Source organism: Herbaspirillum sp. CAH-3 (assembly GCF_009668275.1).
GTDB lineage: Bacteria > Pseudomonadota > Gammaproteobacteria > Burkholderiales > Burkholderiaceae_D > Herbaspirillum > Herbaspirillum aquaticum.
Genome location: NZ_VSWE01000006.1, coordinates 54,426 through 79,606, shown reverse-complemented (window position 1 = coordinate 79,606; position 25,181 = coordinate 54,426). Strand labels below are relative to the sequence as shown.

Annotated in this window: 20 protein-coding genes; 12 read left to right on the top strand and 8 right to left on the bottom strand. The window is 64.1% G+C overall.

The genetic code is table 11. The annotated features are described in order from the left end of the window. Positions 1-163 precede the first annotated feature (163 nt). From FYB76_RS09190 to FYB76_RS09175, 4 genes are all read left to right on the top strand, one after another. Positions 164-1,189 (top strand): Ku protein, encoded by a 1,026-nt coding sequence (locus tag FYB76_RS09190; protein WP_154133462.1) that lies wholly within the window; start codon positions 164-166, stop codon positions 1,187-1,189. Beyond that, positions 1,186-3,780, top strand: coding sequence for a DNA ligase D (gene ligD / locus FYB76_RS09185; protein ID WP_154133461.1), 2,595 nt, complete (start codon positions 1,186-1,188; stop codon positions 3,778-3,780). Before FYB76_RS09190 ends, ligD begins: the two co-directional genes overlap by 4 nt. A 186-nt stretch (positions 3,781-3,966) precedes the next feature. Beyond that, positions 3,967-5,052 carry a nucleotide excision repair endonuclease gene (locus FYB76_RS09180; protein ID WP_229296934.1) on the top strand — a complete coding sequence of 362 codons (1,086 nt, stop codon included), beginning with the start codon at positions 3,967-3,969 and terminating at the stop codon, positions 5,050-5,052. A gap of 99 nt (positions 5,053-5,151) precedes the next feature. Continuing rightward, positions 5,152-6,519 (top strand): hypothetical protein, encoded by a 1,368-nt coding sequence (locus FYB76_RS09175; RefSeq protein WP_154133459.1) that lies wholly within the window; start codon positions 5,152-5,154, stop codon positions 6,517-6,519. Positions 6,520-6,651: 132 nt separating this feature from the next. On the opposite strand, the gene FYB76_RS09170 is transcribed toward FYB76_RS09175, so the two are convergent. Genes FYB76_RS09170 through FYB76_RS09150 form a run of 5 tightly spaced genes read right to left on the bottom strand, consistent with a single transcriptional unit; the run spans position 6,652 to position 13,474 of the window. Further along, complete coding sequence (locus FYB76_RS09170) at positions 6,652-7,455, bottom strand: transporter substrate-binding domain-containing protein (RefSeq protein WP_154133458.1); 804 nt, start codon at positions 7,453-7,455, stop codon at positions 6,652-6,654. 60 nt (positions 7,456-7,515) lie between these two features. Further along, entirely contained in the window at positions 7,516-8,172 is a 657-nt protein-coding gene (gene pdeM / locus FYB76_RS09165; protein ID WP_088753942.1) for a ligase-associated DNA damage response endonuclease PdeM, read from the bottom strand. Next, complete coding sequence (locus FYB76_RS09160) at positions 8,169-10,736, bottom strand: ligase-associated DNA damage response DEXH box helicase (protein WP_370516332.1); 2,568 nt, start codon at positions 10,734-10,736, stop codon at positions 8,169-8,171. Before FYB76_RS09160 ends, pdeM begins: the two co-directional genes overlap by 4 nt. Continuing rightward, complete coding sequence (locus tag FYB76_RS09155) at positions 10,717-12,420, bottom strand: ATP-dependent DNA ligase (RefSeq protein WP_154133457.1); 1,704 nt, start codon at positions 12,418-12,420, stop codon at positions 10,717-10,719. The genes FYB76_RS09160 and FYB76_RS09155 overlap by 20 nt, the downstream gene beginning before the upstream one ends. After that, complete coding sequence (locus tag FYB76_RS09150; protein ID WP_154133456.1) at positions 12,413-13,474, bottom strand: ligase-associated DNA damage response exonuclease; 1,062 nt, start codon at positions 13,472-13,474, stop codon at positions 12,413-12,415. The genes FYB76_RS09155 and FYB76_RS09150 overlap by 8 nt, the downstream gene beginning before the upstream one ends. 353 nt (positions 13,475-13,827) lie before the next feature. Here FYB76_RS09150 and FYB76_RS09145 point away from each other — a divergent pair, with 353 nt between their 5' ends. From FYB76_RS09145 to FYB76_RS09135, 3 genes are all read left to right on the top strand, one after another. After that, positions 13,828-14,760: an HDOD domain-containing protein gene (locus FYB76_RS09145; protein WP_088753946.1), complete on the top strand. Its 933-nt coding sequence runs from the start codon at positions 13,828-13,830 to the stop codon at positions 14,758-14,760. 515 nt (positions 14,761-15,275) lie between these two features. Then, positions 15,276-16,025: a transporter gene (locus FYB76_RS09140; protein ID WP_154133455.1), complete on the top strand. Its 750-nt coding sequence runs from the start codon at positions 15,276-15,278 to the stop codon at positions 16,023-16,025. Between the two features lie 122 nt (positions 16,026-16,147). Then, the gene (locus tag FYB76_RS09135) at positions 16,148-16,354 is read left to right on the top strand and encodes a hypothetical protein (protein WP_034334193.1); all 207 of its coding nucleotides are present in this window, start codon (positions 16,148-16,150) and stop codon (positions 16,352-16,354) included. An 88-nt stretch (positions 16,355-16,442) separates the two neighbouring features. On the opposite strand, the gene prpF is transcribed toward FYB76_RS09135, so the two are convergent. Genes prpF through FYB76_RS09120 form a run of 3 tightly spaced genes read right to left on the bottom strand, consistent with a single transcriptional unit; the run spans position 16,443 to position 21,027 of the window. Then, the gene (gene prpF, locus FYB76_RS09130) at positions 16,443-17,633 is read right to left on the bottom strand and encodes a 2-methylaconitate cis-trans isomerase PrpF (RefSeq protein ID WP_154133454.1); all 1,191 of its coding nucleotides are present in this window, start codon (positions 17,631-17,633) and stop codon (positions 16,443-16,445) included. Next, positions 17,630-20,251 carry a Fe/S-dependent 2-methylisocitrate dehydratase AcnD gene (gene acnD, locus FYB76_RS09125; RefSeq protein ID WP_154133453.1) on the bottom strand — a complete coding sequence of 874 codons (2,622 nt, stop codon included), beginning with the start codon at positions 20,249-20,251 and terminating at the stop codon, positions 17,630-17,632. The genes prpF and acnD overlap by 4 nt, the downstream gene beginning before the upstream one ends. 47 nt (positions 20,252-20,298) lie before the next feature. Continuing rightward, positions 20,299-21,027, bottom strand: coding sequence for a GntR family transcriptional regulator (locus FYB76_RS09120; protein ID WP_154133452.1), 729 nt, complete (start codon positions 21,025-21,027; stop codon positions 20,299-20,301). 262 nt (positions 21,028-21,289) lie between these two features. On the opposite strand from FYB76_RS09120, the gene FYB76_RS09115 reads away from it, so the two are divergent. The 5 genes from FYB76_RS09115 (at position 21,290) to FYB76_RS09095 (ending at position 25,140) form a co-directional block, all read left to right on the top strand. After that, positions 21,290-22,027: an IclR family transcriptional regulator gene (locus FYB76_RS09115; protein ID WP_088753952.1), complete on the top strand. Its 738-nt coding sequence runs from the start codon at positions 21,290-21,292 to the stop codon at positions 22,025-22,027. 149 nt (positions 22,028-22,176) lie between these two features. Beyond that, a complete protein-coding gene (locus tag FYB76_RS09110; protein ID WP_088753953.1) occupies positions 22,177-22,929 on the top strand; it encodes a glutamine ABC transporter substrate-binding protein in 753 nt (250 codons plus the stop codon). A gap of 114 nt (positions 22,930-23,043) precedes the next feature. After that, positions 23,044-23,709: an amino acid ABC transporter permease gene (locus tag FYB76_RS09105; RefSeq protein WP_154133451.1), complete on the top strand. Its 666-nt coding sequence runs from the start codon at positions 23,044-23,046 to the stop codon at positions 23,707-23,709. Further along, entirely contained in the window at positions 23,709-24,482 is a 774-nt protein-coding gene (locus FYB76_RS09100) for an amino acid ABC transporter ATP-binding protein (RefSeq protein WP_154133450.1), read from the top strand. The genes FYB76_RS09105 and FYB76_RS09100 overlap by 1 nt, the downstream gene beginning before the upstream one ends. Then, positions 24,472-25,140 carry a HutD family protein gene (locus tag FYB76_RS09095; RefSeq protein WP_088753956.1) on the top strand — a complete coding sequence of 223 codons (669 nt, stop codon included), beginning with the start codon at positions 24,472-24,474 and terminating at the stop codon, positions 25,138-25,140. Before FYB76_RS09100 ends, FYB76_RS09095 begins: the two co-directional genes overlap by 11 nt. Positions 25,141-25,181 lie beyond the last annotated feature (41 nt).

Here is a 25,181-nt window from a genome sequence, read left to right as displayed (position 1 = left end):
ATGTGCGGTAAATCCATGTAGGAGAAGATCGGGCGGGAGACCGCAAAACCCGCAATGGCCTGCGGCCCCGGCACATTCCTACGCGGGCTTCATCACCAGTCCGACTGCGCCGCCGGCCGGGGAATTTGATAATCGGCCCATCAGCGAACTTGCGGAGAAAGCGATGCGACGCGCACTGTGGAAGGGAGCGATCAGCTTCGGGCTGATCAATATCCCGGTCGAACTCTATACCGCCGAAAAACACGATGAGCTGGACTTCACCCTGCTGGACAAGCGCGACCTGTCCCCGGTGGGCTACAAGCGCTACAACAAGAAATCCGGGCGCGAAGTCCCTTGGGAAAACATCATCAAGGGCTACCAATACGAGGAGGGCCAGTTCGTCCTCATGTCCGATGAAGACCTGCGCCAGGCCAATGTGGAGGCCACCCAGAGCATCGACATCCAGAGCTTCGTGGAGCGCGAGCAGGTCCCTATCCTCTACTACGAGCAGCCGTATTTCCTGGCCCCCGCCAAGGGCGGCGACAAGGCCTACGCCTTGTTGCGCGAGACCCTGCTGGCCAGCGACAAGATGGCCATTGCCCAGATCGTCATTCGCACCCGCCAGCACCTGGCCGCCTTGATCCCCCAAGGCGACATGCTGCAACTGATCACCTTGCGCTATCCCAGCGAATTGCGCGCGCCGGATGACTTGCCGGTACCGTCGCGCAAGTCGAAGAAGTCGGCGGTGACCAAGCAGGAGGTCGAGATGGCACGGGCTTTGGTGGATCACATGTCTTCAGACTGGGAGCCCGAACAGTTCCATGACACCTATCGCGACGATGTGCTGACCCTGATCCAGAAGAAGATCAAGAGCCGTCAGACCCACGCAGTGGCCGAGCCCGACGAGGCGGCCGCCCCGGCCAGCAGCGGGGCCAAGGTAGTGGACCTGATGGCTTTGCTCAAGAGCAGCCTGGAAGGCCGGGGTAAATCCAGGGCCCCAGCCAAGGAAAAGGCAGGAGAGGGAGGCGCCAAGGTCCACAAGATGGCCGATCGCAAGCCGGCCGCCAAACGCGCCACCACCAGCAAGGGTGAAGCTGGCACGGCTACCAAAACCAAGACCAAGACCACAGTCCGCCGCAAGGCCGCCACCAGCAAGGGTTCAGCGCGCAGCACCACCGCACGCAGCAGCGCCAGGAGGGCCCAGGCATGAGCCGCACGCCTTCAGCGCTGGAGCGCTATCACGCCAAGCGCGATTTCAGCATCACGCCGGAACCTTCAGGCCATGAAACGAAGCAGGGACGCAAAGGCGGAGAAAAGGCGACCGAGCCGCTGCAATTCTTCATACAGCGCCACCACGCGCGCCGCCTGCACTACGATTTCCGGCTGGAGCTGGACGGCGTCCTCAAGAGCTGGGCCGTACCGAAAGGCCCCAGCCTCGATCCCCATGACAAGCGCCTGGCGGTGCGGGTAGAAGATCATCCCTTCGATTACGGCACCTTTGAAGGCGATATCCCGGCGCATCAATACGGTGCCGGCCATGTGGTGTTGTGGGAGCGCGGGCAATGGATGCCGCATGGCGACCCGCATGCCGGCCTCAAGAAAGGACATCTCAGCTTTGCGCTTTCAGGCGAAAAGCTGCAAGGCCGCTGGGCGCTGGTGCGCATGGGCAAACCGGCCGAGGATGGCAAGGAAAACTGGCTGCTCATCAAGGAAGACGATGACGCCGCACAAACCGGCCGTGCTGCCGCCATTACCGAGCTCCGTCCGGAAAGCGTCAAGGACCTGGGCGATGCTGCGCCAGCAGGCAAGCTCAACAGTGAGTCGTCCCGCGATGACGATGCAGCCAGCACGGAAATCGCCATGCCCGACAAGGTCGAGGTACAGCTGGCCACACTGGCCGACAGCGCACCGCAAGGCGAAGAATGGCTCAGCGAACTGAAATTCGACGGCTATCGCGGCCTGTGCCGCATCGATGCTGGTCGAGCGGCCATCTACACCCGCGAGGGGCTGGACTGGAGCCATCGATGGCCTGTCCTGGTCGAGGCGTTGGCAAAGCTGCCGGTTGACCAGGCCTGGATCGATGGGGAGGTGGTGGCCCTGGATGCCGAGGGCCGTATCAGCTTCGAAGCGCTGCAAAACCTGGCCCGTGGCGACCGCCAGCAGGCCAACGGGATCCGGCTGGCGCTGTATGCCTTCGATCTGCTGTACCTCAATGGCCATGATGTGCGCCAATTGCCGCTGCGTCAGCGCAAGGAATTGCTGCGCGAAGTGATTCCGGGCAGTGACGAGCAGGGCTTGCTGCTCTACAGCGAACATATCGCCGGGCACGCAGATGAAGTATTTCGCCACGCCTGCCAGCACGGCATGGAGGGCATCGTGGTCAAGCGTGCCGACGCTCCCTATAGCGGACGGCGCGATCGCAACTGGCTCAAGGTCAAATGCGAACAACGGCAGGAGTTCGTCATTGCCGGCTATACGGAACCAGCCGGGCAGCGCAGCGGCTTTGGTGCCATCCTCGTCGGCGTTCATGACGCACAGGGGCGCTTGCAATACGCCGGGCGCGTGGGCACAGGCTTTGATGAGCGTTTGCTGGCCAGCATGCTCAAACAGTTTCGCCAGCGGGAGCAGGATGAGCCCGCCTTCTTCAATCCGCCTACTGGCCAGCAGCGGCGCGGCGTGCATTGGCTCAAGCCTGAACTGGTGGCTGAGGTGAAATTCGCGCAGTGGACCCAGTCCGGCATCCTGCGCCATGGCAGTTTCGTCGCCTTGCGAGAGGACAAGAAGCCGGAAGAGATCATGCGCGAAACACCCGCCGTAGCGGGCGACAAGCCTCCGCAAGAAGCCACCGCTGCAGCCACTTCGCACCGTCGCAAGCGCAGCGAACCCGTGCAGGACCTCTCCAAACCGGTCATGGTCGCGGGCGTCAAGCTGACCCATCCCGGCAAGATTCTCTTCCCCGATACCGGCCTGACCAAGCTGGAGCTGGCGCGCTACTACCAGAGCATCGCTCCCTGGATCCTGCCCGAGCTCAAGCAGCGCCCCTTGTCGCTGGTGCGCTGCCCGGACGGTCATGCGGGCAAGTGCTTCTTCCAGAAACACACCGGCCAAGGCATGCCTGAGGCCATCGAGACCATCGAGGTCCCGGAAGGCGAGGGCAAGGCGCAGTACATGATGGTCAACGACATCGCCGGCCTGGTGGCGACAGTGCAGATGGGCGTGCTGGAGCTGCACGCCTGGGGTGCCACCGGACGGGCGCTGGACAAGCCGGACCGGGTGGTTTTCGACCTCGATCCGGCGCCGGATGTGGCCTGGTCCACGGTGGTGGAGGGGGCGCAGCTGGTACGCGGGCTGCTGCAGGAACTTGGCCTGGATTGTTTCCTGAAGACTTCCGGTGGCAAGGGCCTGCATGTGATGGTGCCGATCCGCCCGGAGCATGACTGGGACGTCGTCAAGGACTGGGCGCATCGGCTTGCCGCGCACCTGGCGCGACTGTTGCCGGACCGCTTCATCGCCCGGATGAGCAAGGCTGCGCGCGCCGGCAAGATCTTCATCGATTATCTGCGCAATGCGCCCGGGGCGACGACGGTGGTGGCCTATTCGGTGCGGGCACGGGATGGGGCACCGGTCTCCGTCCCGATCACATGGGAAGAACTGGAGCAGGGCGTTACTGCGGACCATTTTCGTGTGGCGACCATGCCCGGCAGGCTGGAAAGCCTCACCCAGGGCGACCCCTGGGCCGATTTTGGCAAGGCGCCCCAGCGCCTGACCCGGGCCATGCTGGACGCTTTCGATCCGGCTTGAGCCGTTGCGCAAGCTCTGCAAGGCGGCAATGTCCTACACGATCTTCATCTTCCTGCCGACTGTGGCGCAAGAGGGCCAACTTCATAATCCACTTTAACTTGATGGTCCTGTCTTTGCGGGCCGTCTGCAACCTGACAGAGCACGCCTCGCCGTGACATGAACAACAAGAAGGATTTGGCCAGCGCCATGAATACCATCAGCCACCGCACTTCGCTGACCCAGCTGTTTACCCGCCCCCTGCAAGCCGTGATGCCCGCCCTGATGCCCCAGGCACCGGCAGCGCTGCACACGGCCCAGCCGCGCAAGTTGCCCGCCGCGCTGGTGGACCGCTTGCTGGAGCAGGAAGGTCAACGCGGCATGCGCCATGCCCAATTGCGCCGCGCCACCTTCAATGCGCCACAGCCCGCAGCGCATCGCGCCGCCACCTTCAGCTATCCGTTGCACATTGACCGCGCCAGCATCGAAGCCTTGCCGGCCGCCTGCGGCGTCTACATTCTGCGCGGAGTGAACGATCAGGCCCTTTACGTGGGCCGCAGCGTGAACCTGCGCAGCCGTGTGCTGGCCCATTTGCACAATCATGAAGAACAATTCCTGATCGGCCAGACGCGCCGTATCGAATGCCGCCGTACTGCCGGTGAACTGGGCGCGGTGTTGCTGGAGAACTGCCTGCTGCGCGACTTGCGCCCTTCGCACAACAAGAAGCAGCGCACCAAGCGCGGCCTGTTCACCCTGCGCCTGAACGCAGCTGGCCAGCCGCAAGTGGCGCAGGTCGAGGAACGTGAATTCAGCCGTGCCGAGAATCTGTTCGGTATCTACACCAGCGAGCGTGCCGCGCAGGAAGCGCTGCAAAAGATGGTGGAGCGTCACGGCCTGTGCTCCATCGCCACCGGCATGGAGCAGGCCGAGGGCTTTGGCATGGCCTGTTTCGGCCGCCAGATCCGCCGCTGCCGTGGTGCCTGCACCGGCGAGGAATCGCAAGAGCAGCACCAGCAGCGGCTGATGCAGGCCCTGGAAGACCTGCGCATCCTGCCCTGGCCTTACGCTGGCCCGATGGCGCTGGTGGAGCAGGGCGATGGCTGGCAACAGGTCCATGTGATCGATCATTGGCGCTATCTCGGTTCGCTGGACCGGGACAACCGCCAACTGGCCAGCCGCCCGGCAGCCAGCCTCAAGGGTTTCGACCTGGAAAGCTACAAGCTGCTGATCCAGCCCTATCTGCTGGGGCAACTGGAATTGCGTCCCTTGCCGGGCCTGCCGCTGGCGCAGGTCTGAACGCTGCTCTGCGGGCCGGCTTTGCCGGCCTTTGCGCTTTGGGCCTGGCCGCGAGGTCCGACTTCCTCTCCGTATCCTGCTTTTCTCCCCTTCGAACTGATGCAACGACGATTCCCTTTCCCTGTCGCCGCCATCCTGCTGGCCGCTCCCTTGACCCTGACCTTGGCCCACGCGGCCGATAGCGGCGGATTCTGCGCCAGCGACCACACCCTGGACAAGGATCAACTGGCCGCCACTCTGATCCGTACCTACCCCGTGAGCACGGCTTATCTGTCGGTAGGCAAGGAGCCTGCCCCGCTGAACTCGCCGCGTGCATTGGTGACCTGGCTGCTGCAAAAGCGTGCTGCGGAGAAGGCAGCCGGGCAGGCTTGCACAGGAGACAGCTGCAACGTCGACCACATGGCCGCCGATGTGCAATCGCTGCTGGACGGCAAGGATGGCCGCTTCCAGCCCAGTGGCCACAGCGATGCGGTGGCCTTTTTCCGTGACAACAGCCGCGTGGCGCTGCGCTGTACCGCCTCAGGGGCGGCCTCGACCTTGGCCCATGCTGACGCCGCCTTGCGCATGGGCGTGGCACCGACCGCGCCCGCTACGCCAGTGGCGGGTCCGGCCACGCCCCCCGCTGCAGCGGCGGCGCAGTCACAGCAGGCCAGCTGGATGGATCCGCTGCGCATTCGCGGCAATCCCGACCAGCTTTCCATCGACCATCGCGACAAGGCGGCATTCGCCTCGGTGGATCGTGCGCGCGTAGCGCTGGCCAATGACGATGTGGCGCAGTCGCGCACCAATGACGTGGTGGTCTTTGCCGGCTATTCGCTGGACAAGCGGGCCATGGGCGAGCCGGGCAGTACTTATGAGGCGGTCCCTTATGTCGGTTTCAAGCAGAACCGGGTCACCAACTACGACAGCGGCAATCCGGAGATCACCACCACGCGCACCAGCCAGGTCGGCATGCTGTCGGCCTTCCATTTCGCCCATGCGGACACGGCCAATACCGAAGACCTGACGGCGCGTCCCGATTACCTGATCAACAATACCGATGGCAGCCGGCTGCTGACGGTCAACTTCACGCTCACGCCGGTGCGGCCGGGTGTGCTCAACGATTTCCTGCGCTGGAACAACGGGCTGGCGTTCAAGCCTATCCTGATCGGCCAGAGCCGCAACGGTATCTACATCAACCGGGGCGATCCGGATGTGGTGGACCAGCATCGCGACTTCATCCGTCTGGGCGCGCAGGCGGGTTTCACGCTGTCGTCCACCAATCCGGCCTTGCCGTTTGATTTCACCACGACCTATACGGGATTGAAGGCCTTGCAGGGCAATCGCAGCATTCATTACTGGAAGTCGGTGCTGACCTACAACTTCAACCAGAACGTCGGCTTGAGCCTGGATTATTCGAATGGCTTGCTGCCCGATAGCGGGGATGCGGAGCGCAAGTGGGGGTTGGGAGTGTCCAGCAAGTTCTGACATCGTCCGATGGTTGGCCGCGCAGGATGTGCTGCGTCACTTGCAACGGCAAAAAATAAAGCTTCATGCCGCAATATGACGATATGACGATATGACGATATGACGGCATGAAGCTTCAACCATATTTGCCGCTTACTGGAAGGTGCTGGCCATCTTTGCCGGCAGCGGCACATTGAGCCATTTCTGCACGATGGCATTGAGTTCGCCGCTCTTCTTGGCGGCGCTCAGCACCTCGTTGACCTTGCCCAGCAAGGCGGTCTCGCCCTTGTTGAGGCCTACATTGCAGGCCGATTCCTGGATGATGTACTTGAGCACCGGCTTGTTGTTGGGCGCCTTTTCTGCCAGGGCATAGGCCACGAAGTCGCCCGTCCCTACCAGCTGAACCTGGCCCGAGACATAGGCCGAGATCATGGCATTGTTGTCCTCATAGCGCTTGATGGTGGCGCTCTTGGGGGCCGTGTCGGTCAGCTGCAGGTCCTGGAAGGTACCGCGCGCCACGCCCACGGTCTTGCCGGCCAGATCGGCTGGCCCGCTCACTGCCACGCTCGCCACACCAAACACGCTGTTGTTGTAGGGCGCATAGGGCTGGGAAAAATCGATCACCTTTTCGCGCTCGGCATTCTTGCCCAGGGTGGAGATGACCAGGTCGGCCTTGTGTGTCTGCAGGTAAGCGATGCGGTTGGCGCTGGCCACCGGCACCAGTTGCACCTTGAGGCCCATTTTCTGGGCGATCAGCTTGGCCACATCGATATCCAGTCCCTGCAATTGCAGGTCCGTATTGACTGAGCCGAAAGGCGCAAAGTCCTGCGGTACGCCGATGCGGACCACGCCGGCCTTCTGGATGTCGGCCAGCGCATCGGCTTGTGCCGGCGCATGGGCGAGAATGCCCAGGCCGAGTGCAATCGAAAGGGCCAGCAGGCGGTGTTTGCATGTCATTGTCTTTGTCTCCTCGTATGATTATCAGCGCGCCGATGATACCCCGTATTGCGTGGCGGTTCAGCCGGGCAGCGGCAAGACACAATCCTCGGCAGCCAGATAGATGCGCTGTCCCGGCAAGGCATCGACACGATAGCCGCCCGTGAACGCGCCAAATGCCGGCAGCATCGCCCAGCGTCCATCCACCACGAAGCAGGGCAGCCGCAAGCTGTCGCCCGCCGAGGACAGGCGATACACCGGATGCACATGGCCCACAATGGCAAAGGCCCCGTCCACCGTCTGCGGATGATGGCAGAACGCCAGCGGGCCGACCCGCCAGGGTTCATCGACCAGCTCCATGCCCAGTGCTTCTGGCGGATCACCCGCATGATGGTCGTGATTGCCGCGCACCAGCGTGAGCGTCAGTCCAGCGTTGCGGCTACGCCATTGCGCCAGTGCCGCGAGCGTTCCTGCAGCACGCCCGGCGCGGGCATGCAGGAAATCCCCGAGGAACACGATATGACGCACTGCATGTTGCTGTACCAGCGCATCAATGGCCTCCAGGTTGGCGCGTGTCGTACCGTGCGGCACCGGAATGCCGCCGGCCCGAAAGGCGGCCGCCTTGCCGAAATGCACATCGGCCAGGATCAGCATGCCGCGCTCGCGCCACAGCAGGGCGCGTTCGGGCAGCATGGTCAGGATGGCGCCATCGGCATCGAAGCTGGGGTATTGCATCATGCGGCAGTCTTGGGCTTGGCCTTGCGCCGGGTGGCGGGCTTGGCTTGTTCACGAGCGGGGGTCTTGTCGGCGGCACCTTCCAGATCGCGCAGCATGCGTGCGACGCGGTCCGCCAGCTTTTCGGTCGAGAGTTTCTCACGGAAGCGTTCCACCATCAGTGGCAGGGCAAACGGGGTAGGGCGCTCCAGTTGCACCAGCGTCATGGTGCGCGCACGCAGCTCGGCCAGGGTACTGCGCAGGCGTTCCAGCTCCAGCTCCTGTTCCAGCACTTCACGCTGGGCCTGCGTGAGGAGCAGGTTGCTGGCGTCATGCTTGCGGAAGACTTCAAAGAACAGCGCCGAGGAGGCCTGCAACTGGCGCGCGCTCTTGTGCTGCCCCGGGTAGCCCTGGCTCACCAGTCCGGCAATCCTGGCGATCTCGCGGAAGCGCCGCTGCGACAGTTCAGTGGCGTTCAGGCTGGCGAGGACATCTTCCAGCAACTGGTCTTCGCTGAAGAGCGCCTGGGCCTGTTGCGGTGCCAGTCGATGCATCTCCACTTCCTCCGCCCCCAGCAATTCGAAACCATAGTCGTTGACGGCAATCGAGAAGGTCGCCGCGCGCGTGCTGGCCAGGCGCCAGGCCAGCAGCGAGGCCAGCCCCATGTGCACCAGCCGGCCGGCGAAGGGATAGAAGAACAGGTGATGGCCTTCGCGGCTCTTGAGGGCTTCCACCACCAGGCGCTCCCCGGTCGGCAGCGCCGACCAGGCGTCCTGCAGGGCCAGCAGGGGCTGCACGGCCTGCATTTCGGGACCGTCGAAATGCTGCTGTTCGGCTTGCTGCAGCCGGTCCAGTACGGCGTGCGCCAGGGTCGAGGACAAGGGCATGCGGCCGCCCTGCCAGCGCGGGACGGCCCCGCTGCCAGCCGTGCTGCGGCGTACCCAGGCGGTCATCTCATGCACCCGGACGAACTCCAGCACGCGGCCCCCGAAGAGGAAACGGTCACCCGGACGCAGCCGCGCGATGAAGCCTTCTTCAATGGTGCCGATGCGTCCGCCCTTCATGTACTGCACGTGCAGGCTGGCGTCGGCCACGATGGTGCCGATGTTCATCCGGTGCCGCCGCGCAATGGCCGGGACTTCCACGCGGTAGACGCCGTCTTCGCCCCGGGTGACGCGGTGATATTCGGGATAGGCGGTCAGGCTCTGGCCGCCGCGCACCACGAAGTCCAGCGCCCATTGCCACTGTTCCAGGCGCAGGTCCCGGTAGGACCAGGCCTGCCTGACCTCCGCGAACAAGGCATCGGCCTGGAAGCCGCCGCCCAGTGCGATGGTCACCAGATGCTGGACCAGCACATCCAGCGGCGTTTCCGGTACCGGCCGCTGCTCCACGCGGCCGGCCGCTACCGCATCCTGCGCCGCCACGGCTTCGACCAGTTCCAGGCTGTTGGTTGGCACCAGCGTGGCGCGCGAACTGCGGCCGGGCGAGTGGCCCGAGCGTCCGGCGCGTTGCAGCAGGCGGGCTACGCCGCGGGGGCTGCCGATCTGCAGCACGCGTTCCACCGGTGTGAAGTCCACGCCCAGGTCCAGGCTGGAGGTGCAGACTACGGCCTTCAGGCGTCCATCCCGGAGGCCCTGCTCGACCCAGTCGCGCACTTCACGGTCCAGCGATCCATGATGCAGGGCGATGATGCCGGCCCAGTCCGGCCGGGCGTCCAGCAGATTCTGGTACCAAAGTTCAGCCTGTGAGCGCGTGTTGGTGAAGACCAGGGTACTGCCGCTGGCCTCGATCTCCGCGACCACCGCCGGCAGCATCTGCATGCCCAGGTGGCCGGCCCAGGCGAAGCGTGCCGGTTGCGGCGGCAATAGGGTATCGATGACGATGCGCTTGCGCTGCTCGCCGCGCACCAGCACGCCCTGTTCGGCCGCGGTTGGGCCCAGCAAGGCCTGCAGCGATTGCTCCAGGTTGCCCAGCGTCGCCGACAGCCCCCAGACCACCATCCCCGGCCGCCAGCGCCGCAGCCGTGCCAGCGCCAGTTGCACCTGAACGCCGCGCTTGTTGCCCATCAGTTCGTGCCATTCATCGACGATCACGGCATCGAGCCTGGCAAAACGCTGTTGGGCATCGGCTTGCGATAGCAGCAAGGAAAGGCTTTCCGGGGTGGTCACCAAGGCCTGGGGCAAGGATTTCATCTGGCGCGCACGTTCACCGGAAGCCGTATCGCCGGTGCGCATGCCGGCCTGCCACTGCGGCAGCAGCTCGGCCAGCGGGGCTTGCAGGGCGCGCAAGGTATCGGCCGCCAGGGCGCGCATCGGGGTGATCCAGAGCACCCGCAGGCCGCTGGTGTTGGCTGGCAGCTCAGGCTGGCCCTGCCGGGGCTCGGCATGGAGCAGGGCACCGAACCAGACCGCATAGGTTTTGCCCGAGCCGGTGCCGGAATGCAGCAAGCCGCTCTTGCCCTGTACGGCCGCCTGCCAGACCGCGCGCTGGAAATCGAAGACCTCCCAGCCGCGCCGGGCGAACCAGCCCTCTGCCTGGGCCAGGGCAATCTCTTGGGTGGATCGGGATTTAGTCGTCTTGCGTGGCACGGTGCAGTTCTTTCTGATGAGGGTCGGCCGGCTGGCTGGCCGAAGGCCCCAGCAGGGCACGCAGGCTGGCCAGGGTATCGGCCTCTTCGACGGTCTTGTCCAGGCGCTGGCGCAGGATGCGCGGGAAACGCACCGCGATGCCCGCCTTGTGACGCGAGGACAGCGCGATGCCCTCGAAACCGATCTCGAAGACCATGCTCGGCTTGACGCTGCGCACCGGCCCGAATTTCTCGATGGTGGTCTTGCGGATGGCCTGGTCGACTACGGCAATCTCGGCATCGGTGAGGCCCGAATAGGCTTTGGCGAAAGGCACCAGCGAGCGCTGGCCGGTCTCGTCGGGGGCATTCCACACCGCGAAGGTGTAATCGGTGTAGAGCGAAGCGCGCCGGCCGTGCCCCGCCTGGGCGTAGATCAGCACGGCGTCGATGGAGTAGGGGTCGACCTTCCACTTCCACCAGGTGCCCACATTGCGGGTGCGGCCGATGCCGTAGTGCGCCTCCCTTTGCTTCAACATCATGCCTTCCACGCCGCGCTCGCGTGAGGTGGCGCGCAATTGCGCCAAGGCATCCCAGTTGGCCGCGGCAATCTGCGGTGCCAGCATCAGGGCCGGTGCCGCATGGGCCTGCACCAGGGCTTCCAGCCGGGCGCGTCGTTCGTGCTGGGGCAGGCTGCGCAGGTCTTGGCCATCCTGTTCCAGCAGGTCATAGGCGATCAGGCCGGCCGGGAGATCGGCCAGCAGCCGTGCCGCGAGCGTCTTGCGGCCGATGCGTTTCTGCAGGTCGGCGAAGGGGGCTACGCGGTCGGCCTGGGGGCCGGAATCGGGCAGCCGGATCACGATCTCGCCATCGATGACAGTGCCGTCCGGCAGGGCCAGTGTGGCCAGTTCGGGGAAGCGGTCCGTGATCAATTCTTCGCCGCGCGACCACAGCCAGTTGCTGCCGTGGCGGCGTACCAGCTGGGCGCGGATGCCGTCGTATTTCCATTCCACCTGCCAGTCCGTGAGCGGGCCCAGTGTCTCGGGCGACTCCAGCAGGGGATGCGCGAGGAAGAAGGGATAGGGCTGGCCACCCTGCAATTGCGCATCCTGGCCCTCGGCCGGGGCAACCAGTTGCGCATAGCGCTCGGCATCGGGCCGGGCACGGCCGTCGGTCCAGCCTACCATGCGCTGCGCCACCAGCTTCGGATCCAGCTGCGCCACGGCGGCCAGGGCGCGCGTGACCAGCAGGCGCGACACGCCCACCCGGAAACCGCCGCCGATGAGCTTGGAGAGCAGGAAGCGCCCCTGCCAGTCCAACTCATCCCAGGCCGCAAACAGCGCGGCGCGGATGACCGCAGGATCGGCGCCGCGCAAGGGCGCGATGCGCTCTTCCATCCAGCGCGAAAGGCCCAAGTCGCTACTGCCCTTGGGCGGCGGCAGCACGTGCGCGATGGTCTCGGCCAGGTCGCCCACGCTGTGATAGCACTCCTCGAAAAGCCATTCGTCGATCTGCGCATAGTCCATTGCGCATTGCTTGAGCAAGCCCGTGGGGACCGCCTGGCGCGGCTTGCCACCGGCCAGGAAATAGACCGCCCAGGCCGCGTCGGCGGCGTCGGCGCGGCCGAAGTAGTCCTGCAGTGCGGCCAGCTTGCGGGTGGTCGAGGTGGTGGCGTCGAGCTCGGTGTAGAGGCGGGAAAATTCACGCATGGCCGGGTTCCTGCTCCTTCCCGGCCGCGCCCGGGCTGGGGCTGTCGTCTTTTTCTTCATCTCCGTATTCGGTGGCGAAGGCCCCGGCATCCAAGCCGTTCTGCCGCAGCCAGCGCACCATGGTGGCCACCTGTCCGTGGGTAACGATGACACGCTCGGCCCCGGTGGCGCCGATGGCCTCATGCAATGCCGGCCAGTCCGCATGGTCGGAGAGGATGAAGCCACGATCCACGCCGCGCCGACGGCGCGTGCCGCGCAGGCGCATCCAGCCGCTGGCGAAGGCATCGCTGTAGTCCCCGAAACGGCGGATCCAGGTCGAGCCGGCAGCAGAGGGTGGCGCGATCACCAAACTGCCCGCGTAGGCCGCCGCCTTGCCGCGTTTGCCGGCCTCGGCTTCGCCGACGGTGAGGGTGTCGGGCAAGCGGATGCCGGCTTCACGGTACAGCCGATTGAGCGGTTCCACCGCGCCGTGGCAGACGATGGGCCCGATGCTGGCATCGATGCCGTGCAGGATGCGCTGCGCCTTGCCGAAGGAATAGCAGAACAGCACGCTGGCCCTTCCTTCTGCGGCGTTGTCGCGCCACCACTGGTTGATCTCTTCGAAGATGTCCCGTTGCGGCTGCCAGCGGTAGATCGGCATGCCGAAGGTGGATTCCGTGATGAAGGCGTGGCAGCGCACCGGCTCGAAAGGGGCGCAGGTGCCGTCCGGCTCCAGCTTGTAATCGCCCGAGGCGACCCAGATGCGGCCTTCATGTTCCATGCGCAATTGCGCCGAACCCAGTACGTGGCCGGCCGGATGCAGGGACAGTTGCACACCGTTGTGGCTGATGCGTTCCCCATATGCCAGGGCTTGCAGGTTGATCTCGGCACCCAGGCGCGCGCGCAGGATGCCCGCGCCCGGCGTGGCCGCCAGATAGTGGCCATGGCCCACGCGGGCGTGGTCGGCGTGGGCATGCGTGATGACGGCGCGCGTCACCGGGCGCCAGGGATCAATGTAGAAATCACCAGGCACGCAATACAAACCTTCCTTGCGTACCACGACCATGTCTTCCATGCGGGTGGGGTCCTTGCTCTGCGTTGAAAAAACCATGCGGCACCGTTGTGCCGTGTCCGGCCGGCTTTGTCCATGCTTGGCACATTCTTGTCGCGGCTTTGCAGCGGGTTATATGAAGCCATCTGCAAAGGGGCCGGCCTTTGCGACCTGCGGTCAGCTTAATGGCAAGCGCATGCGCCGGCTGTCGGACCATGTCTTGCCTTTCTGTCAGCCAGCCAGCCGGACTGCCCCGCAAAACTTGATTTCCGTTTGCATTGCCGCAACGCACAACCCCCATTATTTGGGTATGCTAGTCGTCAACTTAAAGCGGCATCTCGCCAAGCATCAACTCCAAAAGAATCACACGAATCCTCATGTCTCATTACGTCGATCCCAAGGTTTTCCGTGAATTGCAGGACTCCGAAGTCCTGCCTGCTCCATCAGGCGTGCGCCTGAAAATCATGCAGATGTGCCAGCAGGAAGACATTGCGCTGCCGGAGCTGGTGGCGCAGGTGCAGGGCGACCCCATCCTGGCGGGCCGACTGATCCAGATCGCCAACATCCCCAACATCAACAAGGGCCGCATGGTGGCGGCCGTCAATGTCGAACTGCTGCTGATGGTGGGCTTGCATGCGGTACGCCAGATGGCGCTGGCAATCTCGCTGACCGAATCTGCGCGGCGGGGAGACTGCACGGAATTCGACTACGACCTCTTCTGGAGCCGTTCGACCGCCATGGCCTGCGCCGGCCAGGCGCTGGGGGACCTGTTGCAGGTGGCCCCGCCGGCAGAAATGTTCACCATCGGCCTGCTGGCCGATATCGGCCGCCTGGGCCTGGCCTCGGCGCGTCCCAAGCGTTATGGCGAGCTGCTGCGCACGGGCGCGCAAGGCGCGCCACTGCGGCAGGAAGAAAAGGACATCTTCGGCTTCAATCATCTGGAGCTGGCTGCGGCCATGATGCAGGATTGGCACTTCCCCAAGCTCTTCTGTGAAACCGTGCTTTATCACCACGATGCCGACAATACCGGCATGGATGAGGAAGACCGCCAGCAGCGCCTGATCCGCCTGCTGGAACTGGCGGCCTGCGTGGCCGACGTCTGTGTGGCAACCGATGCCGAACGGGCCGCCTTGCTGCCGCGCCTCCTGGCACTGGGTGAGCGCTTCGAACTGCCGCTCTCCAGCCTGGAATACCTGTGCGGCCGCGTTTCCTGGGATTGGAGTGACTGGGGCGCCTTGCTCAAGGTACCTACCCGCGTGTTGCGCGAGATCGGTGCGGAACTGGCTGAGGCCGCCGAGAAGCCGGAGTGAATGGCTTGCAAGAATCGTCAGATTTAGTCAGCAAAAATCGAAGTTTTTTGTTGCTGTTTTGTCAGGCGCCGATGTTACTATCCCCCTCGCTCTGGAAGTGAAGCACCTCTGTTGACCGTCAGGACCGCTGCAGGCCCCTCTGCGGCCATCGTTGCCCCGTCATCATCAGACCCTGCCCGGACTTCGCTTCCAGCGGCGAGCAAGGCTCGATGAACCCAGCCAGATTGATGTTCCTTCCGTAAAAGCCACGGCATTTACCGCAGCCACCAACGTGGACATATTCATCAAATGGGCCTTGCCTGCACCTCTGCTGTGCGCAATGCAAGGCGCGCACGTTTGCTAATGTGTTCCGGCATGGCAGCGGCGCGATTTCCCTTCGGTTCGCTCTGACCACATCGCTGTATTCGTCGCCTGCGACGTGCCCTGTCACGCCCGTGGCAGGTGGGGGTGTGTCATCGTGGCGGCCGGGCAAATGCCGTACCGATCAAAAAAACACGAGAAAGTGGGGTCATTCCATGAATAACAAAATCATCAAGCTGTCCTGCCTGGGTGCACTGTTGCTGGCGGCCAGCCATTCTGCCTTTGCGGCCCACCCGCTGGTGACCGATGATGCGGGCGTGCAGGGAGCCGGCGGTATCCAGCTCGAAATGAATACCGACTGGAGCAAGCAGAACGGCAATGCCGGCCATGTGGGCGCGTTGACGTTCACCTACGGCGTGACCGACAAGCTGGACCTGTTCTTCAACTTGCCGCAGACCTTCCAGTCGCCGACCGGCACCGGCGTGGGAGACGTCTCGGTGGGCGCCAAGTGGCGCTTCTACGAGGCCGAGGGCCTGGCGCTGGCGCTGAAGCCAGAATTCTTCATGCCCAGCGGCGACGAGGAGAAGGGCCTGGGAACGGGCAAGAACGGCATGGGCCTGACCGGCATCGCCTCCTATGAAACCGGTCCGTGGACCTTGCACGGCAACCTGGGCCTGCGTTACAGCCGTTTCAAGCTGGAGAAAGACCAGCAAGGCCAGCGCAAGACCCTGTGGCGGGCCTCGGCGGCGGTCTGGTATGGGATCAATGAACAATGGCGCCTGGTGGCCGATACCGGCGTGGCGCAGAATCCGGATGCCAGCAGCAAGAAGCTGCCGTCGTATGCCCTGGTGGGCGCCATCTGGTCGCCCAACAAGACGGTGGACATCGATGCCGGTGCCAAATTCGGCCTGAACAAGGCTGAGGTGACACGCCAGTTCGGTGTCGGCGTGACCTTGCACTTCTGATGAGGCAGCAAGCAGCGCACAAAGCTTCATCTCTGTGCGCTGCAACATGCAATGCGCTGGAAAGCCGCGCCAAATCTGCTATCGTTGACCTTGGCGCTAGGCCACGACTAAGGAGACGACATATGGATCTGGTGGAAAAATTCGATGCCAAGGGCAAGACCGGCGCACCTTACCACGTAGAGGTGTACCAGACGCAGCAGGACGAGGCCGATGAAGCGGCCCAGGCCTTCAGCCGCAGCTACAAGCTGGCCGACGGTCGCGCGCTGGATCCCCTGACCAACGAGAAATTCAGGATCGTCCAGACCGGGGAGAAAATCTACCGCGTCTGAGTCCACCCTGGACCCGCAAGCCGATCAAGCCGGCACCGCAAGGTGGCCGGCTTTTTTCATGTCTGCGGGAGCCCGGTACAGCGTCGGCTCAGAACGCATCCCCCGGCACGCGCACCCAGCCTTCCATCAATACGCGCGCACTGCGGCTCATGATGGCCTTGGTGACGACCCACTGGCCGTCTTCCAGCTTGGCCTCTGCACCCACACGCAAGGTGCCGGACGGATGGCCGAAGCGCACACTGTTGCGTTGGCCGCCACCGGCAGCCAGGTTGACCAGCGTGCCCGGAATGGCGGCTGCCGTACCGATGGCCACGGCAGCCGTGCCCATCATGGCGTGGTGCAGCTTGCCCATGGACATGGCACGCACCAGGACATCGGTATCCTGCACGGTGACGGTCTTGCCGCTGGAAGACACATATTGCTTGGGCGGTGCGACGAAGGCCACCTTGGGGGTGTGCTGCCGGGTCGCGGCTTCTTCCACCTTGCTGATGAGCCCCATGCGGATCGCCCCATGGGCGCGGATGGTCTCGAAGCGGGCCAGTGCGGCGGGATCGCCGTTGATGGCCTCCTGCAGTTCAGTGCCGGTATAGCCGATCTCGTCGGCATTGAGGAAGATGGTCGGGATCCCGGCATTGATCATGGTGGCCTTGAAGCTGCCCACGCCAGGCACTTCCAGGGTATCGACCACATTGCCGGTGGGGAACATGGCGCCACCCGCGCCTTCTTCCTCAGCGGCCGGATCCATGAATTCCAGTTGGACTTCGGCAGCGGGGAAGGTGACGCCATCGAGTTCGAAGTCACCGGTTTCCTGTACTTGTCCGCCGCGCATGGGGACGTGGGCCACGATGGTCTTGCCGATGTTGGCCTGCCAGATGGTGATGACGGCCACGCCATCCTGCGGCAGCCCGGACGGGTCCACCAGACCGGCCGAAATCGCGAAAGGTCCGACAGCTGCAGACAGGTTGCCGCAATTGCCGCTCCAGTCGACGAAATCCTTGTCGATGGAGACCTGGCCGAACAGGTAGTCGACATCATGGCCGGGCCGCTCGCTGCGCGAGATGATGACCGTCTTGCTGGTGCTGGACGTTGCGCCGCCCATGCCATCGATCTGCTTGCCGTAAGGATCGGGACTGCCGATCACCCGCTGCAGCAGCTTGTCGCGCGCACGGCCCGGGACGCGGGCGGTTTCGGGCAGGTCGTCGAGCTTGAAGAAAACGCCCTTGCTGGTGCCGCCACGCAGGTAGGTGGCGGGGATGCGGATCTGGGGGACTTGGCTCATGCTTGTTCCTTGGCGTTCTGGCCGGCGTTGGCCGAGGCTTCCAGGAAATCCTGGGCAAAGCGCTGCAGCACGCCGCCGGCCTCGTAGATCGAGACTTCTTCGGCGGTATCGAGGCGGCAGGTCACCGGCACTTCCACGCGTTCGCCATTCTTGCGGTGGATCACCAGCGTCAGGTCGGCGCGCGGACGGCGCTGGCCGATGACATCATAGGTTTCGGTACCGTCGATGCCGTAGGTATTGCGGTTTTCACCGGCCTTGAATTCCAGCGGCAGCACGCCCATGCCGATCAGGTTGGTCCGGTGGATGCGCTCGAAGCCTTCTGCCACGATCGCTTCCACACCGGCCAGGCGCACGCCCTTGGCCGCCCAGTCGCGCGAAGAACCCTGGCCGTAGTCGGCACCGGCGATGATGATCAGCGGCTGCTTGCGCTCCATGTAGGTTTCGATGGTTTCCCACATGCGCATGACACGGCCTTCCGGCTCCAGGCGCGCCAGTGAGCCTTGCTGCACGCTGCCGTCGGCCTTCCTGACCATTTCGTTGAACAGCTTGGGATTGGCGAAGGTAGCGCGCTGGGCGGTCAGGTGGTCGCCGCGGTGGGTCGCGTAGGAATTGAAGTCTTCTTCCGGCAGGCCCATCTTGGCCAGGTATTCGCCGGCCGCGCTGTCGAGCAGGATGGCGTTGGAGGGCGAGAGGTGGTCGGTGGTGATGTTGTCGCCCAGCACGGCCAGGGGACGCATGCCCGAGAGCGTACGCTCACCGGCCAGCGCGCCCTCCCAATAGGGCGGGCGGCGGATGTAGGTGCTCTGGGGACGCCAGTCATAGAGCGGGCTGACCGACTGGCTGCGATCCACACGGGCGGCGAACATCGGGGTGTAGACATTGCGGAACTGCTGCGGCTTGACTGCGCTGGCGACCACGGCATCGATTTCCTCATCGCTGGGCCAGATGTCTTTCAGGCGGATTTCGCGGCCCTCGGCGGTGACGCCCAGCACGTCCTGTTCGATATCGAAGCGGATGGTGCCGGCAATGGCATAGGCCACCACCAGCGGCGGCGAAGCCAGGAAGGCCTGCTTGGCGTAAGGGTGGATGCGGCCGTCGAAGTTGCGGTTGCCGGACAGCACGGCAGTGCTGTAGAGGTCACGGTCGATGATTTCCTGCTGGATCTTCGGGTCAAGCGCGCCGGACATGCCGTTGCACGTGGTGCAGGCAAAGGCGACGATGCCAAAGCCCAGCTTTTCCAGGTCGGCGGTCAGGCCCGCTTCTTCCAGGTAGAGTTCGACCGCCTTGGAGCCAGGCGCCAGCGAACTCTTCACCCAGGGCTTGCGGGCCAGGCCGAGGCGATTGGCATTGCGCGCCAGCAGGGCCGCCGCGATCACGTTGCGGGGGTTGCTGGTATTGGTGCAGCTGGTGATGGCGGCGATGATGACGGCGCCATCGGGCATCTTGCCGGGTTCGTTCTCGACCTTGCCGGCGATGCCTTGGGCGGCCAGTTCGGACACCGGCAGGCGCTTGTGCGGATTGCTCGGGCCAGCCAGGGTACGGACCACGGTGGAGAGGTCGAAGCGCAGCACGCGCTCGTACTCGGCCTTGCTGAGGCTATCGGACCAGAGGCCGGCCTCCTTGGCATAGGTTTCCACCAGCTTGACCTGTTCATCTTCGCGGCCGGTCAGCTTCAGGTAGTCGATGGTCTGCTGGTCGATCGAGAACATGGCCGCCGTCGCACCATATTCCGGGGCCATGTTGGAGATGGTGGCGCGGTCCCCCAGCGTCAGGCTGGCTGCGCCCTCGCCATAGAATTCCAGGTAGGCACCCACCACCTTCTGCTTGCGCAGGAATTCGGTCAGCGACAGCACGATATCGGTGGCGGTGATGCCGGGCTGACGGCGGCCGGTCAGTTCCACGCCGATGATGTCGGGCAGGCGCATCCAGGAGGCGCGGCCCAGCATGACGTTTTCCGCTTCCAGGCCGCCCACGCCGATGGCGATTACGCCCAGCGCGTCCACGTGCGGGGTGTGGCTGTCGGTGCCCACCAGGGTGTCCGGGAAGGCCACGCCATCCTTGGCATGGATCACCGGCGACATCTTCTCCAGGTTGATCTGGTGCATGATGCCGTTGCCGGGCGGGATCACGTCCACGTTTTCGAAGGCCAGCTTGGTCCAGTCGATGAAGTGGAAGCGGTCTTCATTGCGGCGGTCTTCGATGGCGCGATTCTTTTCGAAGGCCTGCGGGTCATCGCCGCCACATTCCACCGCCAGCGAGTGGTCCACGATCAGTTGCACCGGGACCACCGGATTGACCTTGGCCGGGTCGCCGCCCATGTCGGCAATCGCGTCGCGCAAGCCGGCCAGGTCCACCAGCGCGGTCTGGCCCAGGATGTCGTGGCACACCACGCGCGCCGGGAACCACGGGAAGTCGAGTTCGCGCTTGCGTTCGATGAGCTGGCGCAACGAATCGGTGAGGGTCGCCGGATCACAGCGGCGCACCAGGTTTTCTGCCAGCACGCGGGAAGTGTAGGGCAGGGTGTCCCACGCACCAGGACGGATCGCTTCCACGGCGGCGCGGGCATCGAAATAATCCAGTCGGGTGCCGGGCAGTTGCTTGCGGTATTGGGTATTCATGGCGGTTGGCTCGTGTCTCGTTGATGGAATGGTTGTTGTGCAGGGGATTACGTTGAGGCTTGCTCGCGCTGGCGGCCGGCGCTGCCGGGTCCGGCCTGGGCGATCTGGTGTTCGATGTTGCGGCGGGAGGCGCCGATGTGGCGCCGCATGAGCAGGTCGGCCAACTCACCGTCGCCATCGGCCAGGGCATCGAGGATGCGGTGATGTTCGGCAAAGGCCTGTCGTGGCCGGTTGGGCGCGGCGGAATACTGGATGCGGTACATGCGGGCCAACTGGTACAGCTCGCCGCAGAGGATGCGGGTGAGGATCTGGTTGCCGCTGGCCTGGATGATCTTGTAATGGAAGTCGTAGTCGCCTTCCTGCTGGTAATAGCCGCGTCCGGCCTGGAAGGCCTCGTCCTTCTCGTGCGTCTCCAGCACCCGGCGCAGTTCGTCGAGTTCGGCGCGGCTCATGCGCTGGGCGGCCAGGCGGCAGGCCATGCCTTCCAGCGATTCGCGGATCTGGAACAGTTCCACCAGGCCTTCGAGGGTCAGCGACACCACCCGCGCGCCCACGTGGGGCACGCGCACCAGCAGGTTCTGGCCTTCCAGGCGGTGAATGGCTTCACGCAGGGGGCCACGGCTGATGCCATAGGTGCGGGCCAGTTCGGGTTCGGAAATCTTGCTGCCGGGCGCGATCTCGCCCTGCACGATGGCGCTCTGGATCTTGCGAAAAACGTGTTCGGAGAGTGTTTCTCCGTCGCGTTCGGCACCAGGCAGTGCAATCAGCTCGCTCATGGGTTTTTTACCGTGTCGACAATCCAATGGATTTGATGCGTTTCATCATAGCACTTTGCCCAAAAAAGGGAAGAAGTGTCGACACTAGAATATTTTCGGCACTACCCAGTAAAAAAATAGCATGAGGCAATTTTCGTTACAGGTGAGAAAATTCAGCCGCCCGCTGGGAATATATGAAAAAGCGACTCAAAATTTTTCTATTTATTTCCCCATATACGGGAATCGTTCGCCCAAAGTGAGAATTTAACCTTATATTGCCGTCATGGACTCACCACAAACCTCTACCATCGTTGACCGCGTTCTCCACGTACTCGCCGGCGTGGCTCGTGCCGGCAAGCCCGTCAGTGCCAAGCAGATTGCTGCGATGGTGCAACAACCGGTCAGTACTGTTTATCGCCACCTGGCATCCCTGAAGAAGTGGGGATTGTTGCAGGAGCACATGAATTCCGGCACCTTCGAGCCGGGTCCGACCGGTGTGCAGCTGGCGTGGGGGTTCGACCAGAATTCCAACCTGATCAGCCAGAGCCGCGAGGAAATCATTTCACTGGTCCAGCGCAGCGGCGAGAGCGTGGGCCTGCTGGTGCCGATCAATGGGCAGATGGTTTGCATCGCCATGGAAGAAAGCGACCAGCCGCTGCGCTGCTCTTTCACCAAGGGCCGGGCACATCCCTTGCTTAAGGGAGCATCGGCCAAGAGCCTGCTGGCCTTCATGCCACGCAAGCTCCAGCAAAAACTGCTGGCCGACCAGCTGGGCGACAAGCCCGAGGAAGCCGCCGCATTGGAAGCGCAGCTCGATGAGATTCGCCGTCGCGGCTATTCCATCAGCGAGAGCGAAGTGGACCTGGGCGTGTGGGGCGTCTCGGTACCCATCATGACCTCCAACGGCCGCCTCGAAGGCACCATCACCCTGATGGCACCGGCCCTGCGCGTGGGCAACCGCGAACAGGAACTGGTCCGCATGACGGTGGAATCGGCCCAGCGCATTTGTAATCGTTTTTAAGCCAGTCAGGCTGCGCCGTCCGCAGAAGACGGTGCTGGCTGGACGCGGAGGGCAGGGGCCGCTTCGGCCCCGGTCCCAGGGAGTTGCTGTCCGTCGCGCCGGTTGCCCGGCGTCCAGACCATATCGTCGTTTCTACTGAGGAACCCATGATGAAGCTTTCCAAGCTGCTTTGCGCCGTCACGGCCAGCCTGGCCCTGCTGGTGGCCGCTGCACCCGCCGCGCGCGCCGATGGCAACGTGATCCGCGTCGGTACCGATGCCACCTTCCCGCCGATGGAGTTCGTCAAGGATGGCAAGCGCACCGGCTTCGATATCGAACTGATGGAAGCCCTGGCCAAGACCATGGGCAAGAAGATCCAGTGGATCGATATCGATTTCAAGGGCCTGATCCCCGGCCTCATCTCCAACCGCTTCGACATCGCCGCTTCGGCCATCTACATGACCGACGAGCGCCGCAAGGTCGTCAATTTCAGCGATCCTTATTACCGTGGCGGCCTGGCCGTACTGGTGCGTCGTGACGACACCAGCATCAAGGTGCCGGAAGACCTCAATCGCGGCAAGCGCGTCTCGGTGCAGGTCGGTACCAAGTCGGTGAGCTACCTGCGCGACAACTTCCCTGGCGTTGAACGCGTGGAGGTTGAGAAGAACCAGGCCATGTTCGACCTGCTGGCCACCGGACGCGTCAATGCCGTGGTGACCGGCCGTCCGGCCGCTGTGGAGTATGCCCGCACCCAGCCCCTGGTGCGCGTGCTGGACAAGGGCCTGACCACCGAACTGTATGGCTTCGCGCTGCGCAAGAACGATACCGCGCTGGCCGAGCAGCTCAACAAGGCCCTGCAGACCCTGCGCATGAACGGGACCTACGACGCCCTTACCGACAAGTGGTTCACCCGCAAAGACTGAGGTCCTGAGCGCCTGGCCTGGCAGCTCCGCCGGGCGCTCTCATTTCCCCGTCCATGGTTGACTCGGTCCGCCCGGCGCTGACCGGGCATGCGACTCCTTTTGCCGGAGCACTTCATGAAACTGGATTTTTCGGGCGTCTGGGACAGTTGGCCCTCGCTCCTCCACGGCACCCTGGTGACCGTGGAAATCACCGCCGCCTCGCTGGTCCTGGGATGCGTGCTGGGCCTGCTGGTCGGCCTGGGGCGCTTGAATCCGCAACGCCGTACGCTCTACGCCGCCTGTACTTTCTATCTCACCCTGGTGCGCGGCACCCCCTTGCTGGTGCAACTGTTCCTGTGGTTCTTCGGATTGCCGCATGTGGGCGTGATCCTGCCGGCCTATGTCTGCGGCATCCTCGGCCTGGGCATCTACAGTGCGGCCTACGTGTCGGAAATCGTGCGCGGCGCGATCCAGTCCATCGAGCGCGGCCAGATGGAAGCGGCGCGCTCGCTGGGCTTGCCCTATCGCATGGCCATGCGCCGCGTGATCCTGCCGCAGGCCTTCGTGCGCATGATCCCGCCGCTGGGCAATGAATTCATCGCGCTGATCAAGAATTCCGCACTGGTGTCGCTGCTGACCATCGCCGACCTGATGCATGAAGGCGAGAAGATCATCAGCATCACCTATCGCTCGCTGGAAACCTATCTGGTCATCGCATTCATCTACCTGGTGCTCACCAGCGTGACCACGCTGGTACTGCGGCGCATCGAGAAAGTCCTGCGTTCTGAAGGGAGGGTGTGATGCAACAGGCCATCGTCGACGTCAAGGGATTGAACAAGTCCTTCGGCAGCCACCTCGTCCTCAAGGACATCGACCTCACCGTGGCCCCCAGCCAGGTGGTGGTCATCATCGGTCCCAGCGGCAGCGGCAAGAGCACCTTGCTGCGCTGCTTGAACGGGCTGGAAACTGCCGAGGGCGGTACCGCAGTGGTCTGTGGCCATCCGGTGGTGGAGGGCGGGCGCATGATGCCCGAGCCCCTGCTCGACGCCCTGCGCGCCGAGGTGGGCATGGTGTTCCAGTCCTTCAACCTGTTCCCGCACCTGAACGTACTGGACAACATCACCCTGGCGCCCACCTGCCTGCGCGGCGTGCCACGCAAGACGGCGCAGGAGCAAGGCCTGCGGCTGCTCAGGAAGGTCGGGCTGGAGCACAAGGCGCGGGATTATCCCGGCACCTTGTCCGGCGGGCAGAAGCAGCGCGTGGCCATCGCCCGCGCATTGGCCATGGAGCCCAAGGTGATGCTCTTCGATGAGCCCACCTCGGCGCTGGACCCGGAGCTGGTCGGTGAAGTGCTGCAGGTGATGAAAGACCTGGCCGCCGAAGGCATGACCATGCTGATCGTCACCCATGAAATGGGCTTTGCGCGCGAGGTCGCCGATGTGGTGGTGGTGATGGATCATGGCAGCATCGTTGAATCCGGGCCGCCTTCCGGGATATTTACTTCACCCAGGGAAGCCCGTACCCGCAGTTTCTTGCAAACCATGCTGGCCCGGGAGGTGGTGCATGGCGCCTGAGGTCCATTCCGCGCCGGCCGCCGGCATGGTGGCGCGCGCCAGTGCGATCGCCTTCGTTGGCGAGCTGGGGCGCATTGCCGCCGTCCCTTGGAAAAACGAGGGCGGCCAGACCCGTGAACTCTGCGTGGAACCGCCGGAGGCCGATTTCGGCAGTTTCGTGTGGCGCGCCAGCGTGGCCGATGTGGGCGCCGATGGGGCGTTTTCCTGCTTTGCCGGTATCGATCGCACCATCGTCCTGCTCGAAGGCGGCGGCTTCACCATGCATAGCGAGGGGCGGCAGGTGCACGACCTGGCGCGGGCCTTCGTTCCGTATCCCTTCCCGGGTGAACAGGCCATCACGGTACAGCTGCACGGTGCCCCCACGCTGGATTTCAACCTGATGGTACGGCGTGAATACGCCGAGGGCAGGGTGGTGGTGCTGGCCCAGCAGCATGCGCGCAGCCTGCCCAGGCACAGTGTGCTGGTGTACGTGGCGCAAGGTGCGGCCAGCCTGTCGGATGAGTACGGCCTGCAGCAGCCCCTGCGCCGGGGCGAGTTCGCCCGCCTGCGCGAAGACCCTGCAGTGCCCTTGCCCGATCTGGTGTGTACACCGGGCTCGGTGGTACTGGTAGTCTGCATTCTTCGGACCACTGACAAGGATCCCTCATGTAAGCGTTGAAGGCGCCGACGCCACGCTGATTCCACCCGCCCACGGCGGCA

What these genes read in the sequence shown, in the direction of transcription:
- FYB76_RS09095 (WP_088753956.1), top strand. Translation starts at nt 24,472, where the DNA reads ATGGCGCCTGAGGTCCATTCCGCGCCGGCCGCCGGCATGGTGGCGCGC.
- pdeM (WP_088753942.1), bottom strand. Translation starts at nt 8,172, where the DNA reads ATGATGCAATACCCCAGCTTCGATGCCGATGGCGCCATCCTGACCATG.
- FYB76_RS09175 (WP_154133459.1), top strand. Translation starts at nt 5,152, where the DNA reads ATGCAACGACGATTCCCTTTCCCTGTCGCCGCCATCCTGCTGGCCGCT.
- FYB76_RS09105 (WP_154133451.1), top strand. Translation starts at nt 23,044, where the DNA reads ATGAAACTGGATTTTTCGGGCGTCTGGGACAGTTGGCCCTCGCTCCTC.
- FYB76_RS09135 (WP_034334193.1), top strand. Translation starts at nt 16,148, where the DNA reads ATGGATCTGGTGGAAAAATTCGATGCCAAGGGCAAGACCGGCGCACCT.
- FYB76_RS09150 (WP_154133456.1), bottom strand. Translation starts at nt 13,474, where the DNA reads ATGGAAGACATGGTCGTGGTACGCAAGGAAGGTTTGTATTGCGTGCCT.
- FYB76_RS09120 (WP_154133452.1), bottom strand. Translation starts at nt 21,027, where the DNA reads ATGAGCGAGCTGATTGCACTGCCTGGTGCCGAACGCGACGGAGAAACA.
- FYB76_RS09110 (WP_088753953.1), top strand. Translation starts at nt 22,177, where the DNA reads ATGAAGCTTTCCAAGCTGCTTTGCGCCGTCACGGCCAGCCTGGCCCTG.
- FYB76_RS09180 (WP_229296934.1), top strand. Translation starts at nt 3,967, where the DNA reads ATGAATACCATCAGCCACCGCACTTCGCTGACCCAGCTGTTTACCCGC.
- FYB76_RS09170 (WP_154133458.1), bottom strand. Translation starts at nt 7,455, where the DNA reads ATGACATGCAAACACCGCCTGCTGGCCCTTTCGATTGCACTCGGCCTG.
- acnD (WP_154133453.1), bottom strand. Translation starts at nt 20,251, where the DNA reads ATGAATACCCAATACCGCAAGCAACTGCCCGGCACCCGACTGGATTAT.
- prpF (WP_154133454.1), bottom strand. Translation starts at nt 17,633, where the DNA reads ATGAGCCAAGTCCCCCAGATCCGCATCCCCGCCACCTACCTGCGTGGC.
- FYB76_RS09140 (WP_154133455.1), top strand. Translation starts at nt 15,276, where the DNA reads ATGAATAACAAAATCATCAAGCTGTCCTGCCTGGGTGCACTGTTGCTG.
- FYB76_RS09155 (WP_154133457.1), bottom strand. Translation starts at nt 12,420, where the DNA reads ATGCGTGAATTTTCCCGCCTCTACACCGAGCTCGACGCCACCACCTCG.
- FYB76_RS09100 (WP_154133450.1), top strand. Translation starts at nt 23,709, where the DNA reads ATGCAACAGGCCATCGTCGACGTCAAGGGATTGAACAAGTCCTTCGGC.
- FYB76_RS09190 (WP_154133462.1), top strand. Translation starts at nt 164, where the DNA reads ATGCGACGCGCACTGTGGAAGGGAGCGATCAGCTTCGGGCTGATCAAT.
- FYB76_RS09115 (WP_088753952.1), top strand. Translation starts at nt 21,290, where the DNA reads ATGGACTCACCACAAACCTCTACCATCGTTGACCGCGTTCTCCACGTA.
- FYB76_RS09145 (WP_088753946.1), top strand. Translation starts at nt 13,828, where the DNA reads ATGTCTCATTACGTCGATCCCAAGGTTTTCCGTGAATTGCAGGACTCC.
- ligD (WP_154133461.1), top strand. Translation starts at nt 1,186, where the DNA reads ATGAGCCGCACGCCTTCAGCGCTGGAGCGCTATCACGCCAAGCGCGAT.